The 26,346-nt window shown below is 57.7% G+C and carries 18 protein-coding genes and 3 pseudogenes; 6 read left to right on the top strand and 15 right to left on the bottom strand.

The annotated features are described in order from the left end of the window. Window positions 1-254: pseudogene (locus tag IVA96_RS21045) on the top strand (hypothetical protein); the annotation flags it as partial. A 781-nt stretch (window positions 255-1,035) separates the two neighbouring features. Here the strand turns inward: IVA96_RS21045 and IVA96_RS21040 are convergent. The 3 genes and pseudogenes from IVA96_RS21040 to ltrA (IVA96_RS21030) form a co-directional block, all read right to left on the bottom strand. Continuing rightward, window positions 1,036-1,403 (bottom strand): annotated as a pseudogene (locus IVA96_RS21040) (transposase); the annotation flags it as partial. 829 nt (window positions 1,404-2,232) lie between these two features. Continuing rightward, window positions 2,233-3,642, bottom strand: a complete 1,410-nt coding sequence (gene ltrA / locus IVA96_RS21035) for a group II intron reverse transcriptase/maturase (protein ID WP_346347905.1) — start codon at window positions 3,640-3,642, stop codon at window positions 2,233-2,235. A 93-nt stretch (window positions 3,643-3,735) separates the two neighbouring features. After that, window positions 3,736-5,055: a group II intron reverse transcriptase/maturase gene (gene ltrA / locus IVA96_RS21030; protein ID WP_247387733.1), complete on the bottom strand. Its 1,320-nt coding sequence runs from the start codon at window positions 5,053-5,055 to the stop codon at window positions 3,736-3,738. Window positions 5,056-7,075: 2,020 nt separating this feature from the next. Here ltrA (IVA96_RS21030) and IVA96_RS21025 point away from each other — a divergent pair. Continuing rightward, window positions 7,076-7,813, top strand: coding sequence for an outer membrane beta-barrel protein (locus IVA96_RS21025; RefSeq protein ID WP_247419001.1), 738 nt, complete (start codon window positions 7,076-7,078; stop codon window positions 7,811-7,813). Window positions 7,814-8,269: 456 nt separating this feature from the next. On the opposite strand, the gene IVA96_RS21020 is transcribed toward IVA96_RS21025, so the two are convergent. The 5 genes from IVA96_RS21020 to IVA96_RS21005 form a co-directional block, all read right to left on the bottom strand. Further along, window positions 8,270-8,467 carry a helix-turn-helix domain-containing protein gene (locus IVA96_RS21020; RefSeq protein WP_247419000.1) on the bottom strand — a complete coding sequence of 66 codons (198 nt, stop codon included), beginning with the start codon at window positions 8,465-8,467 and terminating at the stop codon, window positions 8,270-8,272. A gap of 7 nt (window positions 8,468-8,474) precedes the next feature. Further along, entirely contained in the window at window positions 8,475-8,672 is a 198-nt protein-coding gene (locus IVA96_RS35495) for an autoinducer binding domain-containing protein (protein WP_253075136.1), read from the bottom strand. Then, window positions 8,669-8,995 (bottom strand): autoinducer binding domain-containing protein, encoded by a 327-nt coding sequence (locus IVA96_RS35490; protein ID WP_253075135.1) that lies wholly within the window; start codon window positions 8,993-8,995, stop codon window positions 8,669-8,671. The genes IVA96_RS35495 and IVA96_RS35490 overlap by 4 nt, the downstream gene beginning before the upstream one ends. 1,013 nt (window positions 8,996-10,008) lie before the next feature. Then, window positions 10,009-11,235, bottom strand: a complete 1,227-nt coding sequence (gene metC, locus IVA96_RS21010; protein ID WP_247418998.1) for a cystathionine beta-lyase — start codon at window positions 11,233-11,235, stop codon at window positions 10,009-10,011. A gap of 1,849 nt (window positions 11,236-13,084) precedes the next feature. Further along, entirely contained in the window at window positions 13,085-13,384 is a 300-nt protein-coding gene (locus IVA96_RS21005) for a hypothetical protein (RefSeq protein ID WP_247418997.1), read from the bottom strand. A gap of 585 nt (window positions 13,385-13,969) precedes the next feature. Between IVA96_RS21005 and IVA96_RS21000 the strand changes: the two genes are divergently transcribed. Further along, window positions 13,970-14,194 (top strand): hypothetical protein, encoded by a 225-nt coding sequence (locus IVA96_RS21000; RefSeq protein WP_247418995.1) that lies wholly within the window; start codon window positions 13,970-13,972, stop codon window positions 14,192-14,194. 404 nt (window positions 14,195-14,598) lie between these two features. Here IVA96_RS21000 and IVA96_RS20995 read toward each other — a convergent pair whose 3' ends face one another. The 7 genes and pseudogenes from IVA96_RS20995 to IVA96_RS20970 all read right to left on the bottom strand — a co-directional run bounded on the left by IVA96_RS20995 (window position 14,599) and on the right by IVA96_RS20970 (window position 19,711). After that, the gene (locus IVA96_RS20995) at window positions 14,599-14,760 is read right to left on the bottom strand and encodes a WGR domain-containing protein (RefSeq protein ID WP_247419007.1); all 162 of its coding nucleotides are present in this window, start codon (window positions 14,758-14,760) and stop codon (window positions 14,599-14,601) included. 409 nt (window positions 14,761-15,169) lie between these two features. Beyond that, the gene (locus tag IVA96_RS20990; RefSeq protein ID WP_247419005.1) at window positions 15,170-15,949 is read right to left on the bottom strand and encodes a YggS family pyridoxal phosphate-dependent enzyme; all 780 of its coding nucleotides are present in this window, start codon (window positions 15,947-15,949) and stop codon (window positions 15,170-15,172) included. A gap of 228 nt (window positions 15,950-16,177) precedes the next feature. Further along, window positions 16,178-17,734, bottom strand: coding sequence for an ISL3 family transposase (locus tag IVA96_RS20985; protein WP_247418993.1), 1,557 nt, complete (start codon window positions 17,732-17,734; stop codon window positions 16,178-16,180). A 20-nt stretch (window positions 17,735-17,754) separates the two neighbouring features. After that, window positions 17,755-18,783: a hypothetical protein gene (locus IVA96_RS20980; protein WP_247418991.1), complete on the bottom strand. Its 1,029-nt coding sequence runs from the start codon at window positions 18,781-18,783 to the stop codon at window positions 17,755-17,757. Beyond that, a pseudogene (locus IVA96_RS35485) lies at window positions 18,780-19,087 on the bottom strand (tripartite tricarboxylate transporter permease). Before IVA96_RS35485 ends, IVA96_RS20980 begins: the two are co-directional and overlap by 4 nt. 13 nt (window positions 19,088-19,100) lie before the next feature. Then, complete coding sequence (locus tag IVA96_RS35480; RefSeq protein ID WP_253075134.1) at window positions 19,101-19,286, bottom strand: tripartite tricarboxylate transporter permease; 186 nt, start codon at window positions 19,284-19,286, stop codon at window positions 19,101-19,103. Between the two features lie 191 nt (window positions 19,287-19,477). Beyond that, a complete protein-coding gene (locus tag IVA96_RS20970) occupies window positions 19,478-19,711 on the bottom strand; it encodes a hypothetical protein (RefSeq protein WP_247418989.1) in 234 nt (77 codons plus the stop codon). A gap of 1,493 nt (window positions 19,712-21,204) precedes the next feature. On the opposite strand from IVA96_RS20970, the gene IVA96_RS20965 reads away from it, so the two are divergent. Genes IVA96_RS20965 through IVA96_RS20955 form a run of 3 tightly spaced genes read left to right on the top strand, consistent with a single transcriptional unit; the run spans window position 21,205 to window position 24,423 of the window. Continuing rightward, window positions 21,205-22,797, top strand: coding sequence for a class II glutamine amidotransferase (locus tag IVA96_RS20965; RefSeq protein ID WP_247418987.1), 1,593 nt, complete (start codon window positions 21,205-21,207; stop codon window positions 22,795-22,797). A gap of 4 nt (window positions 22,798-22,801) precedes the next feature. After that, window positions 22,802-23,485 (top strand): HAD hydrolase-like protein, encoded by a 684-nt coding sequence (locus IVA96_RS20960; protein WP_247418985.1) that lies wholly within the window; start codon window positions 22,802-22,804, stop codon window positions 23,483-23,485. 11 nt (window positions 23,486-23,496) lie between these two features. Continuing rightward, window positions 23,497-24,423, top strand: coding sequence for an NAD(P)-dependent oxidoreductase (locus IVA96_RS20955; protein WP_247418984.1), 927 nt, complete (start codon window positions 23,497-23,499; stop codon window positions 24,421-24,423). Window positions 24,424-26,346 lie beyond the last annotated feature (1,923 nt).

Below are 26,346 nucleotides of genomic sequence, written 5' to 3'. Positions count from 1 at the left end.
TTATCGGCTTCTCGCTCCACACCCCGATCAACATCTTCCTCCTGCTCCCGATGAAAGCCTATGCGCTCTGTACCTTGAGCAACAGCGACTGGCTCTCGCACAGTCCAGCCGATTTGCCGGACGGAAATGGAACGCATGGCAAGCTTTTGTGCCCGAGCCCGACAACCGAGAAGCCGAAGGAGATTGTTTGCACGTCGCGCATTGAGCACCTTGAGCACCGCATTGCTCTACATTGGAGGCCGTTGCTCAACTGATCTGCCAAGACAAATTCGCGCTCCGAGCAGTCAAGCTGCTCGACGAACTCACAAGCGCACTAGTCGCGGCCAAGCTGGAACTCGGCGCAATAGGCGAGGCGAGCGCCAGCAGACCCAGCAGGCGAACAGTGCCGGCGAAACAATACGGTGACCTCTTCTATCCAGAAGACCTCCGCATCTTAGCTAACATTTTCGACCAGGCAGTCGCAGCTTTACCGCCAGCTCGCCGTACTATCGCCAATCGTACGCAAATCACCAAACTTGTTCTAGCTCAGGGAACGACACGTGAAGCCAAGTCCGACCCGACTCATGGCGCCTGCGTTCTTGGCGATTTGCTCGATCGGACGTTCAACTCTTACTCCTCTAATCAAATCGAGGTTCCGCCTACACCTGGCGGAATTCTGCATAAGGCGTAGGTTAGATCACTCGATCGGGTAATAAGAAGACATCGTCCTGGTTTTGAAAACCGGCGGTCCTTTCGAGATCGCCCAGCGATTGGTATACAGGCAGCCTGCTCTTGCTAACAGTTTCGTCTCGTCAGCAGGCAGGCCGCGGGACAGGTGGCAGGACCACTCTCAGGCATCGTCAAGGCAAGAACCGTGTATTCAAGACCTCGGTCTCAGAGGATGAGTACGGTACCCTTGCACTGCAATGCGACCGCCTGCCGGCCGCCGCGGCGCGCAAATGGTCCAGGTCCTAACGGCACTTCGAGTGCGCCGCGAGACGGCTAGTCTCGTCCACGTTTCAGCTGCGACCGAAAGTCTTCTCCGTTGCCCCCGGTCATGGTCATGCGGCAGCAGCCGATGGCTTTACACGCCCGCCGTTCGCTCATTCCGTGGGCATCCACCAGATGAGCGACAGCTTTCCGTTTCCCAGCGGGCGTCACCACTTCTTTCCCAAGAGGTCCTTTAGCGCCGCATTGTCCAGCATGGCGTCGGCCAGGAGCCGCTTCAGCTTCGTGTTCTCGTCCTCCAGCATTCTCAGCCGCTTGGCCTCGGAGACGTCCATCCCGCCGAACTTGGCCTTCCATTTGTAGATGCTGGCGTCGCTGACACCGTGCTTGCGGCACAGATCGGCCACCGAAACGCCGGCCTCGTGCTCCTTCAAGATCCCGATGATCTGCTCTTCCGTAAAACGATTGCGCTTCATGCTCTGGTCCTCGTCTTGGGCCAGAGCAAACTTCAAACTGGATCAAGCCTGTGGGGCAAGGTCAGGGGCAATGCCGCCCAGAGAAGCGCAGCACTCTGACCAAACCACCCAGCCATCACGAATGTCGTTTTCCTGAAACAATCACGGCGTGGGCCACTCCGCGGATCTGCATACTATGTCTGGCTCCACGCACACTGCTGCTGCAGGCCACCTCAAGTGGCAGGGAGTAGCTTGCGGCGCGGCAATCAGGAAGGAAGTGCGTCCCATCTAGATTGTCGCGCGACAGTACCCGAAGGGATTTGAATCGTACGTAGCGTCACGTCGTAGGAACCAGGCATCCGCCGCCTCGCGCCGACCAACTAGTCAACCACCCATGGCGGGAGTGTGACGTAACACATCAAAGCAATCCTCCGGATTAGACATCGAGATGACGACACTTCTTCTTTTTCTCACTATGAACTTTTTTCGCGGCTTTGGATTAGGATACGCTATGCGCAGCTGGCGTTCCCGCAAGCGACGTGAGCACGCCCGGCTCTATGGCGCTTACTTTCATTCCGGCAGTTCTGCTCCGCCGCGGCACCGAGTTCCCGCACGCCGTGGTTCCTAATGCTGCATTCGGCCTTGCTCAAGCAAGGAAATGGCCGATCTGCCACAGGAGGGCGAACGCCGACCGCCGTCAGTTCGTCGAGCACAGAACCGCAAGGCGGCGTGGAGGGCACGCGCGTGCTCGCGTGGAGTCAGGTCGAGTAGCTCAGCCATTTGGCTTTCGCCCTCACAGATCCGGGCAGGCGGATTTCCCGCACCCGGCTCTTCCCGAGGGTAACCCGCGTCATATCCGCGCCTGCGCCCATGTGCGAGTGATGCGTGGAACGGGCAGACGGAAGCGTGCCGTCAGGGTCTCGAACTCCGACCAGCCCATGCGCCGACTTTTCTGGCTGCGCCGTCTCAGACAGCGCATCCACGTCCGACGCACTTCGCGGTAGAAGCCGTTGAGCGCTGGATAATTGTGCGGCCTGCCGTAGTAGCCGTAGTGTCCACGCAGAACAGCGGCGAACCACTCGTGCTGCGTGGCCAGTGACTCGTGCATGAGCCGCCAGGCGTCCTGGCGCAACGCCGTCAGCTTGCGCGTCAGGCGTTTCCCTTCCGTCTTGTGCTTCACGATAAACCGGCCGTCCCGGGTCCGCCCGCAGTAGTGGGTGAAGCCGAGGAAGGCGAAGGTCTCGGGTCGCCGCTCGCCGCGCCGCTGACGCGAGAGGGCCGCGAACCGGCCGAACTCGATGAGCCGCGTCTTACCCTCATGAAGCATCAGGCCAAAGCTGGCCAGCCGCACCTTGAGGGCCAAGAGCATCTCCTGCGCATCCGCCTTGCTCTCGAAGCCCATGACGAAGTCGTCGGCATAGCGCACGGTCACAACGCGACCGCGTGCATGGCGACGGCGCCATTGGTGGGCCCAGAGATCGAGGACGTAGTGCAGGAAGACGTTGGCGAGAAGCGGGCTGATGCCCGCCCCTTGCGGGGTACCCCTGTCCGTTTCTTGCTTCTCGCCGCTCTCAAGAACGCCGGCCCGCAGCCACAGCTCTATGAGCCGCAAGATACGAGGATCGGCGATCCTGTGCGCCACCATCCGCAACAACCACTCGTGGTCGACCGAGTCGAAGAAGCTGCGTATGTCGGCATCGAGCACCCAGTTGACACGCTGGCTCATGATCGCCGTATGCAGGGCATCAAGCGCCATATGAGGATTCCGCCCCGGCCGGAAGCCGTAGGAGAATCCGAGGAAGTCGGCCTCGTAGACGGCGCTCAACACCTCGGCCACCGCGCTTTGGACGATCTTGTCCTCTAGCGCCGGCACACCGAGAGGTCGCTTACCGCCATCGGCTTTGGGGATGTAGACTCGCCGCACCGGCTGTGGCCGGTAGCGACCAGTGTGGACCCGTCCGCAGAGGTCGCGGATGTTATCCGTGAGCCCCTCTTCGTACTTCGTCACCGTTGCCCCGTCGACCCCCGCGCTGGCCTGCCGCTTTTGTCGTCGAAACGCCCGAAGCAGAGCGTCCTCGTCGATGTGGTGCAGCAAGGCCGTGAACCGGGTTTGGGCAGCCTGCTTGGCCGCCGCGTTCACCCGCTCGAGGTTCGGCGGCAAGGCAACCCGGCTCTGTGTCCGGACCCTGGCCTTCTCGCGCGGGCTCCCCTCGGGCTGACCCCTTCCCTCCATACGTCTCGTTTCCTTCGACGACTTCACAGGTGTCGGGTCGGAGGAGGCGCGCTCGATTGCTCTTGCGCTGGCCTCCGTCCGCCGCACAAATTGGACGTGCAGTTTTCCCGCATCCAGCTTTCATGAACGGGCTCTCGCGGCCTGAAGCGAAGGTATCAGTGAGACCAGCCCTACCAGCTTGAACTCTGTGCGCAGCCGTCTGGTCGGATATTCCTTCCAGGCTGCGTTTCGCCACCGCTTGGCGCGGTGCGACCAGAGCCTTCGGATGATCCACCCATCCAGCTGATGGAAGCGCTTTCTGACATGGGAGCGACAGTAGTAGTTTCCCCATCCTCGGATGATCGGGTTGATCGTCTTGATCAATTCGCCCAGACGCAGAGGTATACGCCTCCTGGTCAAGGCCCTGATCTGATCCTTGAATCGGTCCACCGACTTCTGTGTGGGAATGGCATAGAGGTTCTGCCGGTTCAGTTTGGATTTGATCCGGTCGCGGGTCAGCTTATATCGAGCTTTCCCACGCTGGATTTTAAATCCTAGGAACTCGAAGCCATGCGCGATGTGAACGATCCGGGTTTTCTCCCGGTTGAGCGTCACACCAAGCGTTTCGAGAATCCTTCCTGCTCGCGCCAAGGCGTGTTCCGCCTCCGCTCGAGTCCGACAGGTCACAACCCAGTCATCCGCCCAGCGTGTGAGCCGGTACCCTTTCTGCCTCATCTCCTTGTCAAAGGGAGTCAGCAGGATATTGCTCAACAAAGGTGAGATGACTCCCCCTTGCGGGGTCCCCCGTGGAGTCTCGAACCGCTGACCCTTTGCCTCGTAGCCCGCCTTCAGCATCTGTTGAATGAGCGTCAACACGCCGCTGTCGGCGATTTGCTTTCCGAGGAGAGCCATGAGTTTCTCGTGATCCACGGACCCAAAGTAGTCTTTCAGGTCCGCATCCACGATCCACTCGTTTCCAGCCTCCACTTCGCGCCAGATTTTGGCCAGGGCATCGGCGGTCTTGCGACCCTTGCGATACCCAAAGCTGCTCGGATCAAAGACCTTCTCAAAGATCGGCTCCAGGCGATTGACCAGCGCCTGCTGGCAGACCCGGTCGTAGACCGAAGGTATGCCGAGAGGTCGTGTCTTGCCCGGAGCCCCTCTTTTCGGGATCTCCAATCGTCGCACGGCTTGCGGCCGATAGGTCTTCTCTCGGAGCTCGCGATGGAGCCGCTCCAGATTCGCATCCAGGTCGGCCTCAAATTCTCCGATCGTCACCCCATCTGTGCCGCCTGCACCCTGATTGGCGCGAACGCGCTCCCACGCAAGCTTCAAGTTCTTGCGTGAGTAGACTTTGTCCACCAGAGAGTGGACCTTCTGCTTCTGACCTTCGAGCACCAGATGATCGGACAGTCTCCTGGAAGCGTGACGTTCGGGTTTTTCACAAAGGGAACTTTCCATCTTCACGCTCCTTTCTCATCCATCTCGACGTATCCTGGCTCGATCCGTTCACGAACGTCCTTCCCCGGACCACTCTCGATCCGCCGTTTCCGGTCACGCGAGTTATTCGTCTCGCGCTTCAGGTACTATTACGTTCTCCGACTCCTGGCGGTGCATCGCTTCCCATTTCGCGTTCGCTTATAGGGTCGCTTACCTGGTTTAAAACCTTGGACACCGACAGGTCTCCTGGGGTCACGCATCAGTCTTCCGTATCGTGCCGTCAGCAAACACCTTGGTTCGATGGGTGAATGAGTAACGCCTTCGCCCCCATAGTGCGGGCTCGACCTTGCCCCATCTTTGGCCGACCTGTTCATCGTCGGGGTAGCCCCCATTGATTGCAGCCCGATACTTCTCCTCAAACCCTTCGGATTCCGGATCGCTCCGGACACCCTGTCCTCCAGCGAGTAAACCCGCTGGCCGACGAGGCATTACCCCCGCCTTTGGATACGGCGCTCCTCATTCGAGCGCCGGAGGGACTTGAACCCTCCTGACTCATGCGCTGCCCAGCGCACACTATGGACCAGTCCGACTCCCGACCTCAGCTCGGACCGTGGCTCTGGCAGTGCCTTGCCGCTGTCCCCCACTGGAGACCAATCCAATGGACCCGGTCGGGCCTCTCATGTTCCGATGATTGCCTTCCATGCGTGATGCGGCCATCGACCCCGTCGGAGCGGCATCGTCTTGCATAACGACAATGCTCATGCTGCCTTCGTGTCTAGGGAACACACTCGGCCTCCGCGAACATCCACCTTTCGAGGCTCATTCCCGCACCCCGCATGGCTCCTGTCTACACTTCGAACCCCGCGTTGCCGCGACGCCCGCAAGACTCGGTCCCGGCTTGCCTGCTGCGGCTTTGGCCGGATGGGACTTGCACCCACAAGCAATCATCAGCTTGGCATGACGTACTCCCAAGAGCGCGGTGTAGCGTGTGACTGATGGCCGATGTGACCCGAGACATTGACGGTGAAGACTGCGGGTCGGCCGTTCACGGATGATCGGGTCGGCGGCGGTGCATTCGCAACCGGCCCTGGACCTTGCAAGGTACATTTGTGTGATCTGAGCATGCGCGGAAGCCATTGCCGGAACGAATTCCAATCAGCGCTGGTGCACACCGCGGAGAAGACATGTCTGGCACGCGAGTTAGCGCTTGAACTGAATGCGACGGCGAGCACGATTGCGACAGCATCGACAAGGAGCACCTTTCACTCTCCCGCGGCATCTACGCCGCTTCGATGCCCGTGGCTATCTGCACTGGGCGAGAAGAGAGATCCAGAGTTATCGAACGACTTCGACTTTCATCTCGCGTAGGATCAGCACCGCATTGACCGTGACAAATGCTTCCTGGCCGAGTTCGATTCCCCTGAACTCGCCTACCTAAACTGAGAGGTTTCGAAGGTGAGGCTTCCCTCCTAGAACTCGATCCGCGATAGTCAGTACAGCGGATGCATCATGAAACCTGACGAGCGCCTAGCCGAGGTCCTTGAGAATAGCGCGTGTTTTGATGATGAGGCAGGGGAGGTGTGGGCACAGTGCCTCTCACCCACTGAGCGGCTGGCGTATATTCGCAAGCATCGCTCTCACTTCCGGTTCGCAGATTACGATGAAGTGACAGCTGTTGTACGGGGTCGGCGCTTCACCGGTTGCTCATCGCAGCTCCTTCGATGGCGTCACAGGATCAGAGCAAGGGCGTTGCAAAGCGCTTTGCTCTTTTCGGTTGCGGTGTGGCTGGGCGTCATGTGGCTTGCGGTGCGCTTCATCCGCTGAGATCAGAAACCCGCTTTTCGCCCACGCCTACGCAATCTACGTTCGCACGCGAAGGAGCATAGCGAGGCAGTTGAAGATGATCCGCAACGCCGCAACCTGACGCAGGGTTCGGTTCAAGCATTCCTTTCGGCCCAAATGTTGCGATGCAGCTACAGCTATTCGCGCGGATGTTGTTAAGACGCGCGAGGCTCGGGGCACTCAAGACATGAGAGTAGAAATGAAGAACTTGTTGCTTGCGACTGTAAGCATTGTGGCGCTTGGCGCGGTGGCGCCCGCATTCGGCGCGGATCTGGCTGCGCAGCCCGTCCAGCCTCTCTATAGCAAAGCTCCGCAGCCTGTTGCGGCTACGATCTACGACTGGAGCGGCTACTACGTCGGTATGAACGGCGGCTTGGGCTCAAGCTCGAATTGCTGGGACTTCAATGGCGGCACGCCTGAGGGCTGCCATGATGCGACCGGCGCTACTGTGGGTGGCCAGATCGGCTATCGAAGGCAGATGGGCCAGATCGTGCTTGGTGTTGAAGGCCAGGGGAACTGGGCTGATTTGACTGGCTCGAATGACAGCGTCGCGTTTGCGGATATCAACAAGACCAAGATTGATGCGTTTGGCGTGCTAACGGGGCAGATCGGTTATGCCGTGGACAACGTATTATTTTACGCCAAAGCTGGTGCCGCAGTGACGAGCAATACCTATCAGATTAGCCCGACCCTCACGGGCGCGCAGCTTGGGAAGAGCGACCACATTTTTTGGGGTGGTGCATTGGGAGCTGGGATTGAGTACGGTTTCGCGCCGAACTGGTCGGTCAGCCTCGAGTACGACCACCTATTCATGCAGCCCGGAGCGGTGCACTTCCCCGCGCCCGCAGGCGGAACCGATCGCATCCGCCAGGATTTCGATCTTCTGACTGCACGGCTCAACTATAAGTTCGGCGGCCCGTTTCTTCTGAAATATTGATCCGCAGTACGAACGGCGGATCGAAAGCCCCGGCCCATGGCCGGGGCTTGTTTTTTGCGAGGGCAGGTCCCAGGCGACTAGGTTGTCGCAATTCAAGCCCAAAAACTGCTCCCATATTGGACGAGTGGCGGCATCCACAACCAACCAGCTTGCGAAGATCACTGTCGCACGCGCGTCATCGATGCGGCGAATGGTCTCCCGTCATGGCCAGTCCACGTCGGATTTAGCCAATCGTGCGAACCTCTCACGCATCGAAGACACGACCAACCCTCGGCGGGATGCGCATCGAGGCTCCCGAAGACGATCGAGATGACAGGCTTGTCAGCTATTCGCGGCAACAGCATCTTCTGCACCTTGGGCTGAACGTCCTCGCTGCTATTGTCATATTGTCACGCTGGTCAGATCGCTCGCTCGTGACTCCGGCATAGGTCGATACGGGGCAGCGGCGCCGAAACGTCAGATAAGACCGAGGCGAATCGCCTTGGCAACGCAATGGGTACGGCTGTTCGTCTCTAGCTTTCGCATCGCGTTCTTCAGGTGAAAGTTCACGGTATTCTCGCTGACTCTCAGGATGACTCCGATTTCCCAGGATGATTTCCCCTCTTCCACCCAGCGGAGGCAATCCTTTTCTCGTTCGGATAGGGCCACTTGCATATGGCATCTACCCTCCGATGACGGCGCGAATTTCTGCAAATGCATGATGAAACTGCCAAGCCAATGCGTTGAGACGACTGAGGCGATACTCAGGGTCGACATCGTCGAACCTGGATGCAAAGGATGCGACAGATAGTTGTCCAAATGGTCCGAACAGTGGTACGGTTACGCCGTGCTTCAGACCGGCCTCTTTGGCCTCGTTCAACACACGCATTTCGCCGGTTGCAATTGATATTTGTGAGCGAGTTGATCCCATAGAAACGGAGCCGACTGCATCGTCGTACGCCGAACCACGGGATCGATGGCATTGTATCGGCGTTCAGCATAGCGCTCGCACCACGCGGAAGGAAAGTTCACTGTTACGGCGGCTGGCAGATACTCTGGCCGGCGGGTCGGCTCCGCGTCCGTCAGCGCCCCGTAAGCGACTTGACTGAAGCTCTGTTCGCTCGAACAGCTCACAAGCAGATTGAACAACACCTCGGGAGATCGACTCTGTTTTGCGCATTCGATGAAGCAAAATAGGTCCATTTGGTGCCTCCGCCACCGACTTAGGCAACCGGTGCTGCGTCTTTTGAGTGGATCGATTTGGGCAGGGGCCCTGCGCCACTTCAGCCTCCTCTCTGCGAAGTGCTCGACCGAACGCGACAATCATACTTCTCGTCATGAGCTGCAATCGACTTGGCTGAGATCGGATAGTTGCTCGATAAAGAACATTGTGCATGCGCTTCTTCGGGAGGAGGCGGACCTGAAGCGTCCAGCAAATGTCGTACCAGCTGAGGCGCCAGGAGCAGTGCCGCAAAAGCACGAGTGCTGGAGAACTGGGGACGCGACGTTCACTGTTAGAATTCGGACATTCGTCGTAAGAGAGACAACCTTGTTCGCGCTAGCTGAAGAATATATGTTGCATCGGCAAGTACGCGAACCATCGTTTACGCGTTGGTCAGCCTCCCGCCTCTGCCCCGGGGGCCAGCCGAGCTAGCTAGGCCGAGCGCCCGCGTCATAGGGCGCAGAGGCAATTAGACGCAGAAATGGCATGCATCCCCTGCGATACCGGTCTGCCATGGCGGTCGCGCCGTACCGAACGCAACCCTGGAGATCCCCGGTTGCGCGATCGCGTATTGCCAAGCGCTCGTGTTCAAAAGCACCCGGACATGTTTGGGCGAGCGAATCATCCGAATACGGCAATGGCACCTGCGGCTTAAATGACATTCAACTGACAGCACATCATGGGCGTTCTGCTCACGCAGATTGACAGACAGAAGCCGTGCGCATGGTCTTCCTGCACGGGTCTGGTGCTCCATCTCGGAGATGCACGGCCATAAATCCGCTTTACGAATGGTAGATCATCGGTCCGCTCGGCCGACATTGCCCAAGAACTCGCTGCACTACTGACCTCTGCTCGGATTCCAGTTGCCGCGTTTCGGGCGGAGACGAGTTCGGGCGTGATCTCGCGACGATAGTGGCACGTTATGCGGTAAGCATAGCGCCCCCAAGCGTCGCTTTTATCGGTCTCCTCCGCACCATCAATACTGCCCTTGAAATCACCCGTCTCTGCTCTCATCCTGGTAAGCAGCGTCGCTCACGCAGTGTTCGCAGGCGGCTTGCAGCGCCTGATGCATGTCCGCAATGAGATCACTCGGCCCCTCGAGGCCGGCGTGAATACGAATCAATGGTCCATCAAATGAAACCGTTGCTTCCGTTCGTTGGGGACCATCGACAGGCAGCACAAGGCTTTCGTACCCACCCCACGACAATCCGATTCCAAAAAGGCGCAGTTTCTGGAAGAAGACCGAAAGCTGGGCCTTGGAGATAGGCTTCAGAACGACGCCGAATAGGCCACTTGCACCCAAGAAATCCCGCTTCCAAATATTGTAGCCAGGATGGTTTTGGAGCGCAGGGTGTAGAACCCGCCCCACTGCCGGGTGGTCTTCCAGGCTTTGAGCCAGCTTGAGGCCATTTTCGTAATGCTGCCTCATGCGAACGGCTAGTGTGCGTAGTCCACGAAGAGCTAAATAGATGTCATCTGGCCCAGCAATCTCCCCGAAATGATGAGCGCTTTGCTGCAGGAGCGGCCACGCTTCCCTGTTAGCGGTAGCAATGCCCAGAAGGGCGTCGGAATGACCAACGATATACTTGGTCGCGGCATGGATCGAGATGTCGACGCCATGGAGAAAGGGTTTGAAATAGAGCGGCGTCGCCCAAGTATTGTCCATGAGCACGAGCGCACCCGATTGATGTGCGATCGCGCACAGCGCGGGCAGATCCTGTACCTCAAACGTCATGGACCCCGGGGATTCCAGGTACACAGCTCGCGTTTTTCTCCCAATCTTCGCGAGTAGATCCGAAGGCTGAGTGGGATGGAAGTACTCCACCTTGACCTCAAATCGAGTTAGAACCTGGTTCGCGAACATCCTCACCGGTTCATAGACGTTATCGCAGATCAAAACATGATCCCCGACCTTCAGGATCCCGAGAAGTGCGTGGGAGCACGCAGAGAGCCCCGAAGGGAACAAGATCGAACGATACCCGCCCTCCAGTTCACAAATGGCAGCCTCGAGAGCACGAGACAACGGTGAGCCGAATCGTCCGTAGTTCGTCACTGGATTCTGCTTGCGCCTATCCCACTCTTCGAGGGTTTCCGAAACGATCGTGGAACCTCGATAGACAGGAACATTGACCATCCCGGCGTGTTTAGCGGGCGCGCGACCGAGATGAGACAATTGCGTGTTGGGCTCTGGCAAGAGTTTATCCCAAGCGATGCGATCCATACCTCTCCTATCTGGGATCGCGGCGCTTAAATGCGCGGCGAATGCCCACTACTATAATCTGCAACTCGTCTCAGGCGCGACAACTCGAGAACTCTGTATCGTATCCCAACCTTGGAGCAGCTCTCTTCCCAGATCGAAAGCGCTGTCGACCGCACAGTGAGACCGCGCCGGACCGAGCTCCCCGAAAATCGGTGGTCAGCTTCATTCAGCTCTACAGTGGGTCCATCACTACAGCAAAGGGCGGGCCAGACGCGCCGGCTGCGCGCTGCAGGCGGATTAAGCCGGACTGGTCGGATGCCTCGGCCACCAGGCGGATTTCTTGTCGGACAAAAGACGCTGCATGTGGGCTCCTCGCCAAATCGGCTAAATCGGGACGATCTTGATGTGGGTTGACAATTGCACTTCTATGAACTCGCGCGTTGGCGTTTGTTTTTGCAGCTTCCCAATGAAGGCCTAGTTGCTGCACTGCTTATAGCGAAGCGCGCAGCATGATTTGCGCCATTTAAGTCACGGTTGCGATCGTTACGCCGCCGTCATGCAAGTTCGTGGTGCAAGAGAATTTCGCAGCGCCACTACGCTGAATGATCACAACTAACAAGAACCGACACCTGACTGAATCGAGAGCTGGCCCTTAGCAGACTTGACTCGTACCTAGCGTCAAGTTGTACCAACTAGCGGTTCGATTCTTCGAACCGAGACACATTCCGGGCTCAAGGTGCCGGCGCGGCACATTGAGGATCTGCGAGGCGCGCTTGAGATGATGGTGGCAGCTCTTATTGTCCTTTCGATTGTCGCCGCCGGTGGGGCCAGCTACGGCGTCCGCACTCGGCGTTTTCGCAGCCGACGAGAGCGCGCGCGGCTGCATATGGCTACGGCCCGCTCCGCAGAGAGCTGCAGCAGTCACGCGCCGTCGCGCAACTCGCTCGAGCAACCCGCCTGCTGGCAACCAGAACCACATCTTGCGGAGCAGAAGCGCTCGACAATAGCCCGCGAGGGCTAAACAATTCACGCGCCTGGGATCTCTTCTCATCTGCAGAATTCGCTGCCGGCCCCCTCGGCAAGGTGCGCTGATGCGCGAGTTCTTACGTTGTGCTGCGGCGTGTCGCGGCTCCAGAACTACGACAGATGCGTTTCTTCGGCGGGGACGTCCGAACGGAGCGACGTCCGTAAGCGGCACGCGTTTCGACGCGCTAAGTTCAAATGATTTGAACGCAAGCGAGTCAGACTATACCGCGAAGAAGAACCCCAATCCAAGATCGTATGATGGCTGTACCCAGGCGTGTCTATTCGATTGCCTGCATGCTAACGAAGCTTATGCGCGGTGCGAGGCTTGTTCGCCGATCTTTGCGCTGTACGATCGTCGATCCGCTCTCGGAGGCCTTAACATTCGGGCTCATCAGCCTCATACTATCAATGATCGTGGCAAACCCCGCTTTTTCAGAAAAGCAGGTGATCAGGAATGCAGCGAGTGCGCCGATCCCACACTCTGCCTGCCGGAATGCCGCACGGGTCTGACCAGCGCTTGCGCGACGTACAGGATTTCAGTGAAGGAGCCCGGACGTCCTAGTCAAGGCGACGCTGGCAACTGGGGGATCGCCGCTTCTATAGCCATTTCGGCATTGACCTTACCGCGATCGCGCTCTCATTGCATGCCGGCCCGGGCACGAAGGCGGTGCGCTCGTCCATTACCCAGCAGGTTGAAGATTCTATTCCCCTCAGATGAACGCAATTTGGAGGTCAGGATTCAGGAGGCGCTTGTCGCAATTTGGCTCGAATGGCGGCTCAGCAAGGGATGAAATCCTGAAGGTCTACCTAAACCCTGTGCAGATCGGACGCGGCATCTTCGGCGTCAATGAAGCTGCGCAGAGTTATTTCCACAAGCAGGTTCAGGATATCGAACTTGGCGGATCAGCCCTGCTTGCCGGCCTGATAAATGCGCCACTAGATCTACCTTCGCATGTTGCTCTTCCGAATTGCGCGTGCGCGTGCAAACCTGGTTCTGGACACCCTCGTCGAGACCGGGCTCATCACTAATGATCAGCTGTTCGCGGCAAAGCAGCATCCGGCGCGCCTGATCTTCATGCATCAGGACGCGTTGCCGAATTGAAGAAATCGAGATGAGCGTGATCTCGCGGAAGATGATTGCCACTGCCGCCAAGGAGTGGAGGGTAGCACAGCTGATTGACTGCAAATTGGTATCGCACCCCGTAATGTAACTGGCGGACCGCGATTCATCGGAAAGAGCCGGCCGGTTGCCTGGCGATAGCAGGGAGGCTGATCGTCGGATCCTCGCTGAACGGGGCGACGGTTTCCAGGTATGTTGCGTGCCCGCTGGACGGCCCATCCATCGCTCAGCATGAGCACACCGACTAGGCGAATGATGAAGCCCTGATTGGTGAAGATGCTGACAGAATCGAGACGTACTCGTTGAAGTCGTATCATCCGATCGAAACATTAATACCGTTTGGGCGGCAGCGTCCTCATACACTTGACGGCAGCGCGAGACGTGCGAGGAATTGAGCAAAGTCTTTCATTGCTGCACGCGTCCTATCGTTATGAATGGTGTCTGGCGAGATGGTGAAAGCATGCGGCAACAACCTGAAGCGAGCACCTACCTACTCTGATGAGAAAGCCTTGCCATTTCTCAATGAGGAAGCATTCGGGTGGTTAGGCAAGAGGGCAGAGCGTTGATCAATAGCGGCCGAAGAAGGCAAGCCTGTTTGCAACCTATACCGTGAAGCTGCTGACCTTAGGTCTCGCATTGAGCTCGTCAGGCGGCCGGGTCGAGCTGTTGGAAGGGTTGGAGTGGCGGCGGCGCTGGTGGCAAGATGATAAGGCGCGGATCATCGAGAAGACGTTGGCGCCAGCGGCGAAGGTGATGGAGGCTAAGGCGATGGACAACATGCTCAAGTGCTGGAGCGAGTTCACCCGCGTGATCCGCGGACGCGTCTGCCTTTGAAGAGCGCCGCCTGGGATCACCATGTGTTATTCGGGAATGAACAACGATTGGAGACGCCACACCTCCCAGATATGGGAGTGGCCAGAACGAGTTCAATGCCTCGTCCGGCGTGAAGAAGGTCTCGCCCGGCGGCACCGCACCGGTCGAGAAGACCGCCAAGGACGCCGGCATCGACGTGAAGGTCGGCGGAAATGTCCGTGGCTGTACTGCACGCAAACGACGGTGTTACCGCTCAAAATCCTCTGAGAAGCAAATTGTCTATCGGTAGCTTGAAACGCAGGCTCGAGCGTCCGCGTATGACTTGATTCGCATAAGCTGCAGCTTTGCTGGCGACTTTGGTGTTGCGGTGGACGGAACCGCTCACTGCAGCTGTGGGGCTTCGCCGGAAGTCGCCACGACGGGCTTTACGCACGAGCCAAGCCTCGAGCGCCTCGGCGGCCCTGCACCCGGGCCCAACGAACACATCGAGGCGCCGGCGGCCGCTGGCCGAGACGACCCCATTCCCGCAACAATGCAGTGTCGCCAAACAGGGGTGGCTCGATCGGGAGCACATAGAAACGGGCCATGTTCCGGGCCGGATCGCAAGGTTCAAGCACGAGGTATTGCACCGTGAGTTCGGACATGTGCCAGAATCGCATGCTACCGAAACGGCCGTCCAAATAAACTACTGAATCGATCAGGACGAACGATTCAAAAATTTCATGCCAGCGAGCAAACGAATGCGGCGCGTTCACCGAATTTCAGGACATTTCTGAGCTATTTTCCAGCCGCTCAAAGAGCGAGAATTGGCGTCGCCCCTGTGGGACTCAGCTTGCGGCTGCGCTGAAGCCCCGCAAGCGGGCTTCCCCTTACCGGGCTGCCATCTCCGGATTGATAGTCGTCGCACCCATTGTGGCTCGGATTCTGCTCATGGAGCGGCGGACCGCTTCAAGGGAGGTCGCGCTCGCGTTTTAGCGCCGCGCAAAGCACTATGCATTAAGACGATCCTTCGTTCCCTCTAAGGAGCCCGGGCCAGTAGTGTCCGTCCTTCGTCGGTCGCGGCCCAAAAATGGCCTGGCCAACTCTAATGACGTCAGCCCCCTCTTCGATTGCCATCTCGAAGTCGCTTGTCATACCCATAGAGAGCAGGTCAAGTCGCGGCGATATCCTGTCGCGTAGCGCGTCTCGCAACTGCCGCAGCAACTTGAAACACCCGCGAACCTTGTCGGCGTCGCGACTGAAGATTGCGAGAGTCATAAAGCCGCGAGGAATCAGGGCCGGATAGTCGGGAAGCCGACGCACAAAGTCGCCCACTTCGTTTGGCGAGAGACCGTATTTGCTCACCTCACCAGAGGTGTTGACCTGGACGAATACGTCGAGACGTCTACCTTCGGCGCCGAGCCGGGCCTGGAGCGCATCGGCCAATCGTATGCTGTCCAGCGCGTGAAACTCGCTCGCGAATTTGATCATCGAATTCACTTTGTTTGTCTGGAGGTGGCCGATGATACTCCAGTTCAGCGACAGATCGGCGAGATCTCGAGCCTTGCCCTCGGCTTCCTGAACCTTGTTTTCCCCGAAGTTAGAGAGGCCGAGTTCGGACGCGATACGGATGACGGCGGTTGGCACCGTCTTGCTAACGGGCAACAGACGAACTTCCGAGCGGCGACGGCCCGCCCGCACGCAAGCCGTCTTTATCCGTTGTTCAAGTTCATCGAGATTGGAGCGAAAAAGCGAGCGCGGATCATTCCTCAACCTCTCGTTCTCTATTTCTGACATCGTCCGCCCCTGGTCCCTCACTCGACTCTTCAGTGAGCGAGAGATCACGACATACTGAATTTCGATCGTTCCGTCCAGATATTGGGCCGTCTTTGCCGCGGTCATATATGACCCGCTATCGGCATCTGGGTCAAAAGTGCTCTCGCGCCAATCTGTCAATCGGCGTTCGACTGGGACCCCCTATCGGCATCCAAAAGGGGCTCTGACGCAATTTTGGTGCAGCTCCGATTATTCTGCCCCGATTAATCTGGCCTGAAGCAGATCGATTTTTCCGCGACCGTACATCTGTCGTCTCACGAGCTTGAGGCGGGTGATCTGACCTTCAGTCTGCCCGTTGGACCAAGGCGAAGTGATTGCCGCCCGAACCGCCGCTTCATCCTTTGCGACGCCGCTGGCGAACGAGGCAACAAGACTGGCACGGGCGCGTTCGATCCACAGCGTGAGCCCTGCTTCGGCCTTGCGCCGGATCATCCTGTGGAACTCCGCGATGATCTCGCGTGCCTCGACCAGCGTTGGTACGCCAGCTTCGATTGCCGCGACCGTGACGGACTCCGCTTTCGTAAGCAAATCCCGCCCGATTGTCATGAGGCGCGCAATTGTTCTGGCTGACGGGATCCGCGCAAGATTTTGTGCGTCGGCTTTTTCGGCCCGTCGCCTGCGGGTCGCCCACTCGCTGATGACGCGGAGCGAGCCTCGGAAGCCGCGCCCCGTTAACCGGCGCCAAAGTTCAGCTCCGTTGCGGCAGCCGGATGCCCACTGATCGTCGAGCCATGGCAAATGCAAGTCCAACGAACTTTGCCGGGTCCGGAAGACATCGTTTCTTTCGCCCCGGATCACCTGTCGTACCAGCTTCCTGCTGTGACCAGTCTGGCGCACGATCTGCTTGATGGGTATGCCGTTCTTCGACAGAGCCAGGATAGCCGCATTGGTCTCCTCGCGGTGCAGATAACCCTCATACTGGATCCGCTCTGCGGCTGTTAGCAGCTTGGGATCAATCGTCGTCGCACCGATCACTGTGCGTATCTGGCGCATCGATTTGCGAACGGCATCGAGGAAGGCGCGACTGGCGTTCTCCATCAGATGCCAGCGATCTGCGACCTGTACCGCGTGCGGCAAGGCTTTTGCTGTCGCTTCGCCATATCCTCCGCCGCGGTCACGGGCAACGATCGCGATCGTGGGATGAGCAGCGAGCCAGGCTTGGGCAGTTGCCGGCTCCCGATCCGGGAGCAGGGTGACTACCCGGCGCCGCTCTAAGTTGCAGACGATGCTGGCGTATCGATGATTGCGCCGCCAGGCCCAATCATCAATGCCGATAATCCTGAGCCGATCAGCCGGCGGACGGCTACGGCGCCGAACTACGCGAAGGAGCGTGTCCTTGCTCACCGGCAGCATCAGCCGTTTTGCGAAGCCTGCTGCCGGTCGACCGCCGAGCGCCAGGCCGAGGTGATGGACGATAGAATCCAGCCTTGCTGTGCGTCGCGCCGATGGTGCCAGTACCCCTTCGGCGAAGCGCTCGGTGAAGATTTGGCGCCCGCATAGGACGGCGTCGCAACGGAAGCGACGAGCAATGACCAGAAGCTGTACGATCCGTCCCGAAAGGGGAAGATCGGTTACACGGCGCCGGTACCGGCTGTGGACGCGCCGGGAAACCGTTCCGCAAGATGGGCACAGACCAACGCTTCCCGACGCCCGAACCGCAATAACGGCCTTATCACCTTCAAAGTACGCACTCTCTACAACAAACCCACTCGGCACCAGACTGGAGCGCTGGAGTGCCTGCTGCATGGCGCTGATTCTCCTCGCAATCAAAGCGCCAGACGTTCCCAAAACTGCATCAAAAGTGAGTCAGAGCCCTTATTCCATGCCGAAACACACCAATCGATTGCATACACTGTATGATGCCGTTCATTGCGGCTCTCGTGGCGAACTTTTTGCGTGGGCGGCGTGAACGCTAGAGCGTTCACCGCGATCGAGCTTGGATGCCACAGCAGAGAACAACAGCCGCGCGGCGTGAAGATCCGTCGCGACGTCCGCCAGCAGCCATTGCAGCCCTGAAAATCGATGGTTTTCGAACCAAAGGCGGTGACCCATGTCGTCGGTCGTTCGTGGCCGCCAGCGCGCGATCGAGCAAGGCCTCCATCATTCCACAGCACAGGGCTGCGACGAGCGTTCGGGCGACGTCGACACCGGCCATGGCACGTTTGAAGCCGTCGCCCGGAGGAAAGAGCACTGGCCTCGTCTACGGGGCAATCCGACAATTCGATCCCAGCGAGCCCCATGGCGTGACACCCGACTAGATCGTACGGCGGCGTCACCGACAAGCCCGCAGATCGTCGCTCCGCCAGAAAGCCAGCCGAACGCGCACGCATGGCCAGTATCCGCCCAGGGTGGGCGAGGCTACCCTGCACCGTGCGTTTGCTGGCGTGCCGATTCTGCGCCATCTCGCGGGTAGCGCGTTCGTCGAAATACTTCTTGGCTTGGAGCTCTTGTTGCCTGGACCGTCTCTCGTCTTTACTGGGCCGCGAAGCGACCGGCCCTTGAACGACTAAAAGCTCACTCCGCGGATCGCGCGGTCGCGACGCCGTTCCTCCGCGACGTCGAGCGCCGCAACTGGCCTTCGGCTTGCGCAAGCGCACGTAGACCTGTGCCGCCAAAAGCGTCAAGCAAAGGAACAGAAAGAATGCGCTGATCGGCCGCTCGACGAAAATCATGGCGTCACCGCGCGAGACCAGCAGCGAACGGCGGAAGTTCTCTTCGAGGCGTGGCCCCAGGACGAAGCCGAGCAGGATGGAGGCCGGGTGGAAATCGAGCAACAGCAGCAGATAGCCGGTCAACCCGACGACGACGGTCTTGCCGACTGGAACATGTCTTTGTCGGTCGAGTAAACGCCGATCGCGACGAAGAACACCGCACTTCGATAGAGATATTTGTAGGGAATCATCAGGAGCTTCACCCAGAGCCCGATCAGCGGGACATTGAGCAGGACCAGCATGGTGTTGCCGATCCAGAAGCTCGCGATCAGGCCCCAGAAGATGTGGGGTGCTCTTTGATCAGTTGGGGACCGGGCACGATGCCCTGGATCATCAGCGCACCCAGAATCAGAGCCATGACTGCGTCCCCGGGAATGCCAAGGCTCATAGTCGGGATGAAGTCACCCTGCACGGACGAATGCGTTTGATGCCTCCGGGCAGGCGACGCCTTCAATCATGCCGGTGCCGAACTTTTCTGGCGTTTTCGAAACCTTTTTCTCAGCCGTGTAGGAGATAAAGGACGCGATCGTTGGTCCCGTTCCGGGAATGAGCGAGCAAAGGCTCCCGATGATGGTGCCGCGCAACATCGCGGGGATCGAGCGGCGGAGCTCATCGCGCGATGGGCGCAGATCGCGCAGGCCGACGGAGCCCCCAATGCGCACCCTGCAAAGAAGGGCCGGACCGTGAAATCGAGTGCTTCGAGCGCCAAGCCAAACAACTTGTTCAAAATAGCCGCCTCGCCGGGCATCGATCAGTTTGGCCCAGATCGACTTTTCAGTCAGATCGGGTTATCGCCTAGCAAAACATCAAAGTTCTCATAGGGGATCGCACGCATTTGAGGCTGCTGTAGCGCAAGAAGGTCACCAAGCGTTGTCGGGACTTGAGCAAGGCCGATCCGATCGAGATAGGACGCAATTTTAAATGCCATGGCACGTCCTTGATATCTGGATTCGTTTGATGAAGGGCCCGGACGCGCGATGACTTCGCAGGGCAACGTGTAGAAGGTGGCCATCTCTCCTATAGAAATGAAACAGCCTGAGCACTCCGACGACAGCCTCAGTGCCGGTATCGAGCCAACGGGCCATTTGTGCACGGCCGGAACAGCCCGTAGGACTTCCGATCCGCGGCGGTTTGCAACGGCGATCTTCCAGCCTTGCGAATCATGTCGTCTCGCCTCGCCGCGAACGCTCCGCGTTTCCAGATCCACAGCGCGCCTGGTTGCCCGATACAGGCGTGGCGTTTACGAATTGCTTGCGTTGAGCTCATCAAATATCCTAGCCGGGCGCTTTGCTTGGCTCTTGCGCGAACAAGTTGATCTGCGGGCGCTTCTGCATTTCGGCAATCCACATGATGCCCCTGGCCGTCGGAACGGCCGCTTGTCGCCACCTGATCTGCGATTACCTGCCGCGCTGGCCTTGAGATCCTGGATGATTTCGAGATTTCCACCGTGTCGGCAATATGGCCGGTCGCGCGATGCCATCCATTGTGCTGCGTAGCGCCGCCAACGTTCGAAGAATGACGGAGTTGCTCGATAGAATAGATAGCTTTCATCTGAACTCTTGGGTCGTGACGGCGAGAGACCGCTGTTCTTGAAATGCGTCCTTCACCGTCGCTGCAATCAACATGCCGAAAACCGTTATGCTAGTCTTGCTGCAAGACAACAACACCATGTGCGTTGCGAGCGCGCGCGGAAACATTTTACGCCCTGATGTCAGGGGCCGGACATGAACGTCTTCAAGACGACACGGCTGAAAACAAACATAGGGGAGTCAAAACATGATACGGTCCCCTTGCCGACCTCGCTCGCGTCTGCGCCATGTGCCTGAAACTACATTCTGTGAAGTCTAGCCCAATCGTGCGAGCTTCGTTCATAAACGCCTCCTCATTTATGTGACGCTTCAATAGCCTTCACTTTGCGCATCGATGCCGTCACGGAGCGTCTACCCCTTCAAAGCGGCAACAACGGCGGACAGCGCTGTTCGCTCCGTGACATCAAGGAGATCGCAGCGCGCACTAATTCAAACAGCAAACAGGGCCCGATGGTCCCTCGGTGGGGCGTCCAGTTCACTGAACGTCTTCGTTCTTCAGCGTACGGTTGGGACTGGCCGCTTGAGGATTGGACAAAGACATTCCCGCCGCGGCAACAGTCGCGTAACCCTCTTTGCTGCGGCTTCTAGGCGGAGCATCGCGGGATAGCCCCCATCAGGCACCGTGCCCACCAAAGCTGACTTTTGGTGGCCGCCATCTCGGAAGTCCGGCAGCCGGATCAGGGCGCCTTTTTCGAATCACACACTTCGTTTGCCAATCTCGGCGAAGCCTCATGCGCGCGAAAGAGGGCTTGGTACGAGCCTTGCTTGCTGAGGCGCGAAACCATGTGCTTCGCGAGCCGACGGATTACCTCCGCTCGGTGTCGGTTTCAGACATTGGATGTCTGCAACCGAACAGGGTGGAAAACAACAACGCGCAACGGGCGATATCCATAATCGTCGATCAAGGAGACATAGCATGTCCGGTGTTGCAGGCGCATTTCTGCTGCCTTCAAGCCGCTCACAAAGGACGGTTTACGATCAGCTCAAGCACATGGTGCCGAAGCTTGAGAACCGTGGACAGGAGGGGTTCGGCGTTGCCGCGTTTATGCATGAAGAACGGTTTCAACATACAAAGTCATGCCGGCCAGCAGGCAAACTAGCAGGTGTTGATTTCACTGAGCAGGACGCGCATTTCAGACCGCATGTAGCTATAGCACACGTTCGCACTCCCTCTCACAGAGAGAAGAGTGACGCCGACTTCCAGCCCTTTGACAATCATAAAACCTCCTGCCGCCGTTTGACGGTTTGTTTGAACGGGGCTCTGGTCAACGCTGATGAACTTAGGAAAGAACTGCACGCCGAAGGTCATTCCATCAGCGGCAACACCGATGCGGAGCTCTTGCTCAAGCTTATCGAGAGCATTTGTCAAAGAGATTATTGGCAGCACGGTCTGCCGGTCAACTACGAGAAGGTCTTCCAAGACATTGACAAGGGTGTTGACGGAGCCGTCAGTGCACTCTTGTTGGATGGCCTAGGAAATCTGACCGCCTTCCGCAATCGCACGGGTTTGCGGCCTTTGGAATTCATGCAAACCGAAGATGGTTTTCTACTTTTTGCCTCAGAAAACAGTGCTTTCTCTGGTCTACAAGGCCGAGTCGACGAAATTCGGCCAAGTCACATCAAGCATGTGAACGGCAGAACGGGAGACTGCCTTGATCACTTTGTGGGCCAGGCTCGGCACAGTCCCAAGCTTTGCGCCTACGAAACGCTTTATCTGGGAAATGCAAGAACGTTGGTGCAAGGGCAATCTCATCTATCAACTCGTCATGATATAGGCATGACCTTGGGCCGAATTGTCTGGCCGCGATTAGCGGTCGAAGCAAGCTCCGCTCCCATAATCGTTTCTTCCATGCCGCGCACCGGGACACCGTATGCCGACGGTCTATTTGCATCGCTGGCCAAGCAGCAAAGTGCACTCGTCCAACGGCACGAGGTGATCGCAGTAAACCGCTCTCAGCGCACACTTATCGGGTCTCTTGGCGAGCGCAACTCGCTCATCTGGCAAAAGTACCGCGTCGCAACGAACGACGTCACGGATAGAATCATCGTCGTAGCCGATGAAGCTCTTATTCGTGGCGATACAAGCCGCGCAGTGACGGAGATGCTCCTTGCCGCTGGGGCAAAGGCTGTGCATTGGGCAATCGGTTCGCCGCCTATCGTTGCACCAAATTACTACGGCATGGGTATCGAGACCATAGATGAGCTAGCGTTTTGGAAAATATGGAAAAGCCTGGCACCCGAAACGCGGCAGGATAGCCTGCGCTTTCATAGGGTCGCGCCGCAAACGCTTCGGGTGATCGAACGCAAAATTGCTCTATCGATCAACGCTGCTACCATTACGTATTTGCCCTTTGAAGATCTGCTTTCCTTGCTGCCGCGGGGACATGAGGGAATCGATCTTTCTGCGTTTACGTTCGAGATGCCGACCCCTGGCGGGCAAAAACGCGCAGACGAGAATTTGAATAGATTGATCGCCGATCTCACCTCAACGAAAACGTCTGCAACATGAGGCCATGATGAAACCTGCTCTTGTATTCGACTGGAACGGCACCCTCCTCGACGACGCCGACGCCTTGCTACAAACGACGAACACCATTTTGGGTCGCTTAGGCCGGACTAACATTGATATGCAAACCTTTCGGGATCATTTCGATGTTCCACTTTCGGTTTTTTTCCGCAATCTAGGAATGTCGCAGAGTGAAATAGAAACGGTGGATAGCCATGACAGTGCTATTTTTCACGACACCTACGAACCACTGGCGAGCAAAGCCGATCTGCGCGAAGGCGCGCGTTGCATTTTGGAAACGGCACGTCAACAACACGTTTCCAGCATTATTGTCAGTAACCATATAGTCGACCCCCTTATTACCCAATTGCGAAGACATGGAATCGAAGATTGTGTCGCGGAGGTTCTGGCGTTTGAAAGCCGCGCTACTCAATATAAAGGCATAAGCAAAGGCGAGCGGCTTCGTCTGTATATGCGTGCATACAATCTGGACCCCAGCTCAACTTTCATCGTCGGGGACATGCCGGTCGAAACGGATATTGCACGCGAACTTGGCTTGATCAGCGTAGCCATTACGGGCGGATTTGTTTCCGAGACGCGTCTGCGAGCGGCGAAGCCGGATTATCTCATCGAGGACCATCATAAGCTGCTGCCCATTCTGCAGGAGCGTGGCCTTTTTCACAACTCATAACGACGCAGAGCATGACTGAAACTCCGTCAACTGAAACGCCTGGGAAAGTCGGACAACGAATCGGCCTAATCGGCGCAGGGCGCATGGGAACAGGCATAGGAATCAGTCTTTTGCGTCATGGCACTGAACTGCATATCAAAGTCAACAGGACCCGTGTTGGCGCGGAACGCTTGACTGGCATGGGTGCTCATGAGCACACCGCAATTTCCGAATTGGCCCGGCATGTAAGTGCCGTCGTTTTATCCCTGCCCTCAAGTTGCGAGGTCGAGGAAGTCTGCCTTGGGCAACATGGGCTATTTGCACATTTGCCCCGACAGAGTTTGATACTTGACTGCACCACGTCCTATCCTGCTTCAACCCTCACTCTAGCCGAACAGGCCAAAAAGCATGCATTGCACTTCATAGATGCCCCCGTAACACGAAGCCCTGAACAAGCAGAGCAAGGGCGTCTCAACGCCATCGTTGGATCTGATCAGAACACGTTTCCTATGGCGGCTCGTGTTCTTACCGCATTCTGCGAGAACATCGTCCATGTGGGTGATATTGGACAGGGCCATAAGCTCAAACTTGTCTATAATAGCATGACGATGGGCATGGCGGCGGTGGTAGCGGAAGCTTGCCAACTTGCCGATGCCATTGACGTCGACCTTGCAATCTTACGCTCCTTGGTCAGTCGCGGCGCGACCAACAGCGGGATATTCCAAAAATTTGCAGCCTTTTTGTTGGACGAAAAGCCGGATGCTTTGGCAATATCGATCAGAAACTCCAAAAAGGATATTGACTGCGGCGTGCGATTAGCGAACGAAACCGCGTTGAAGGTGCCAGTTCTGACTGCCGCCGCGCAAAAGTTCCAAACCTGTCTCGCCGAAGGCAAAGGTGAATTGACCTTGCCTCATCTTGCGCTTTCGTCAAGGGATGACGAATCACGGCAGAATTAGCAGCGACGCACCCAAAACAAATCTCTACAATCCATGTCTTCCTGTTCTCCAGCGTCGCCTTCACACGGATGGCGAAAGCATCGGCTAGATGCTTTTGTACTTCAAAGCGATGCTCGATCCCGGGCTGCTGTTTTGAGCACGCAGGCCCGGCCATCGTTCCCGCTTTCTCCAAGCTCTTTGAAGAATACCAGGCGATCACGAGAGACCGCGATTTGGCGCAACAGCCACATACGGAAGTGAAAGAGCTCGAGGACGTCACCGGCCACAAAGCGGTTGCATAACTTTCTGACGACGCCGGAGCGGAATGGCACCGCGAACGTGTCCTGGCTGATGAGGTTGTTGAGCGGGCGTTTGGAATATGTCGATGGACATGTTTAGCCGGATGCTCAAGGAGCTGAGCATCAGACATCTCCTCAACATACCGCAAAGCTTTAAGGAGTTGAGGGTTGTTTGACGTCAGACATTGTGCGCGGCAGCATTCGATGATCACTGATGGCCCATCATCGATGCGTCAAGACCATGATTGCGCAGCTCGGTGGTCGTTCCGACAGGCAACCTTCGGAAGGGTCGATGCCTTCAACGCTTTCCGAAGTTAGTCGACGATGCCCAAGATCGGAACCCGCTGCTCACGGACCGTGGACGCGCATTTCGTTCTCGGGCGCTTTGCCGAGATCTGCACTAACTGCGCTCTTTTGATGCGAGCCGCCTTCCCAAGTGGGCAGCTAACTCCCACGTGCCTGAACAAACACGCGCATCAACGCTAAAATTCTGGAAATGGCGGGATTCTAGCTCCAGTACCTAACCCAACGTGAGATTAGGGCGATTTCGTTTCTGAGGAATGTTGTGCTGAAGTTACAGCAATTCACGATGATGTGCCAAGACGCGCAGAGCCGGGCTCAAGTGTGGAATAGCACTCCAATGAAGAATTTTCTGCTTCTGACTGCAAGCATCGTCGCAATCAACGCGGCGGTCCCGCACTTGGCGCGGATCTCGCTCCACAGCCTGTCCAAACCAACGCGCCGCAGCTGTCGGTCGCTCCCGCGATCTGTGACTTGACCGGTTACTATATGGGCATTAACGGCGGCTGGGTTCGAGCCATAGCTGCTAGGATTTCGCAGGCGTTACTCCCGAAGGCTGCCATGGTACGACCGCCGGCACTATCGGTGGCCAGATTGGCTATCGCTGGCAGATCTTCAATGTGGTCTACGGCGTTGAAGGCCAGGGCAACTGGGCAAACTTCAGCGGCTCCAAATATCAGCACCGCTTTCCCGTCGAACATCAATCGAACCAAGACGGATGCGTTCGGCTTGCTCACCGGCTAGCTCGGCTACGCATTCAAAACCGTGCTGCTTTAGGCCAGGCGGTCCTGTGATGACCAGCAAAACAGACCAGACCAACTCCGACGGTCACTGGGGCGGAGCTTGCTAAAAGCGATAATGTCCGTTGGGGGCGCGCCGTAGGGGCTGGCCTGGAAAGTTAACTTCGCGCCCAGCTGGTCAGTTGGCGTCGAGTATGACCACCTGTTCATGCCGGAGAGCAACGTGACCTTCCCCGCTGTCGGGACGGATCGCATTCACCAGGATGTCGATATGATGACCCTTCGGCTTTACTACAAGCTGTTTCCGGTGGTTGGAAAATGGCGATCTCAACACGTTTGCGGCGGATCGAGGAGCCCCGACCTTCGGTCGGGGCTTTTTCTTCGGAGTGCTCTTTCGCGCAGCGCTAACTGGCCGCTTTTGCCGAAGCGCCGCCTTTCCAAGTTACGCAAGGAACATGATCTTCTGCACTGGCGCCGGCGACATGCGCCCCGTCGGCAGCGGCACACTGGGTGTACGCGCCAGATCCCAGCCTTCGACCTTTGACGGCGTGGTGTGTACGGTCAAGGCTAATGACGCGATGTCAGGTTCGAGATATCGATGTTTC

Source organism: Bradyrhizobium sp. 159 (genome assembly GCF_023073795.1).
Lineage (GTDB): Bacteria > Pseudomonadota > Alphaproteobacteria > Rhizobiales > Xanthobacteraceae > Bradyrhizobium.
Note: the sequence above shows the minus strand (reverse complement) of the source record. Positions and strands in the feature narration are given on the sequence as shown.

Coding starts and splice junctions, on each gene's coding strand:
- IVA96_RS21025 (WP_247419001.1), top strand. CDS start 7,076: ATGAAGAACTTGTTGCTTGCGACTGTAAGCATTGTGGCGCTTGGCGCG.
- IVA96_RS20965 (WP_247418987.1), top strand. CDS start 21,205: ATGTCCGGTGTTGCAGGCGCATTTCTGCTGCCTTCAAGCCGCTCACAA.
- IVA96_RS35490 (WP_253075135.1), bottom strand. CDS start 8,995: ATGGACCTATTTTGCTTCATCGAATGCGCAAAACAGAGTCGATCTCCC.
- IVA96_RS35480 (WP_253075134.1), bottom strand. CDS start 19,286: ATGTTGCGCGGCACCATCATCGGGAGCCTTTGCTCGCTCATTCCCGGA.
- IVA96_RS20990 (WP_247419005.1), bottom strand. CDS start 15,949: ATGTCAGAAATAGAGAACGAGAGGTTGAGGAATGATCCGCGCTCGCTT.
- IVA96_RS20955 (WP_247418984.1), top strand. CDS start 23,497: ATGACTGAAACTCCGTCAACTGAAACGCCTGGGAAAGTCGGACAACGA.
- IVA96_RS20985 (WP_247418993.1), bottom strand. CDS start 17,734: ATGCAGCAGGCACTCCAGCGCTCCAGTCTGGTGCCGAGTGGGTTTGTT.
- ltrA (WP_247387733.1), bottom strand. CDS start 5,055: ATGGAAAGTTCCCTTTGTGAAAAACCCGAACGTCACGCTTCCAGGAGA.
- IVA96_RS20970 (WP_247418989.1), bottom strand. CDS start 19,711: ATGGCCACCTTCTACACGTTGCCCTGCGAAGTCATCGCGCGTCCGGGC.
- IVA96_RS20960 (WP_247418985.1), top strand. CDS start 22,802: ATGATGAAACCTGCTCTTGTATTCGACTGGAACGGCACCCTCCTCGAC.
- IVA96_RS20995 (WP_247419007.1), bottom strand. CDS start 14,760: ATGGCCCGTTTCTATGTGCTCCCGATCGAGCCACCCCTGTTTGGCGAC.
- metC (WP_247418998.1), bottom strand. CDS start 11,235: ATGGATCGCATCGCTTGGGATAAACTCTTGCCAGAGCCCAACACGCAA.
- IVA96_RS21020 (WP_247419000.1), bottom strand. CDS start 8,467: ATGCAAGTGGCCCTATCCGAACGAGAAAAGGATTGCCTCCGCTGGGTG.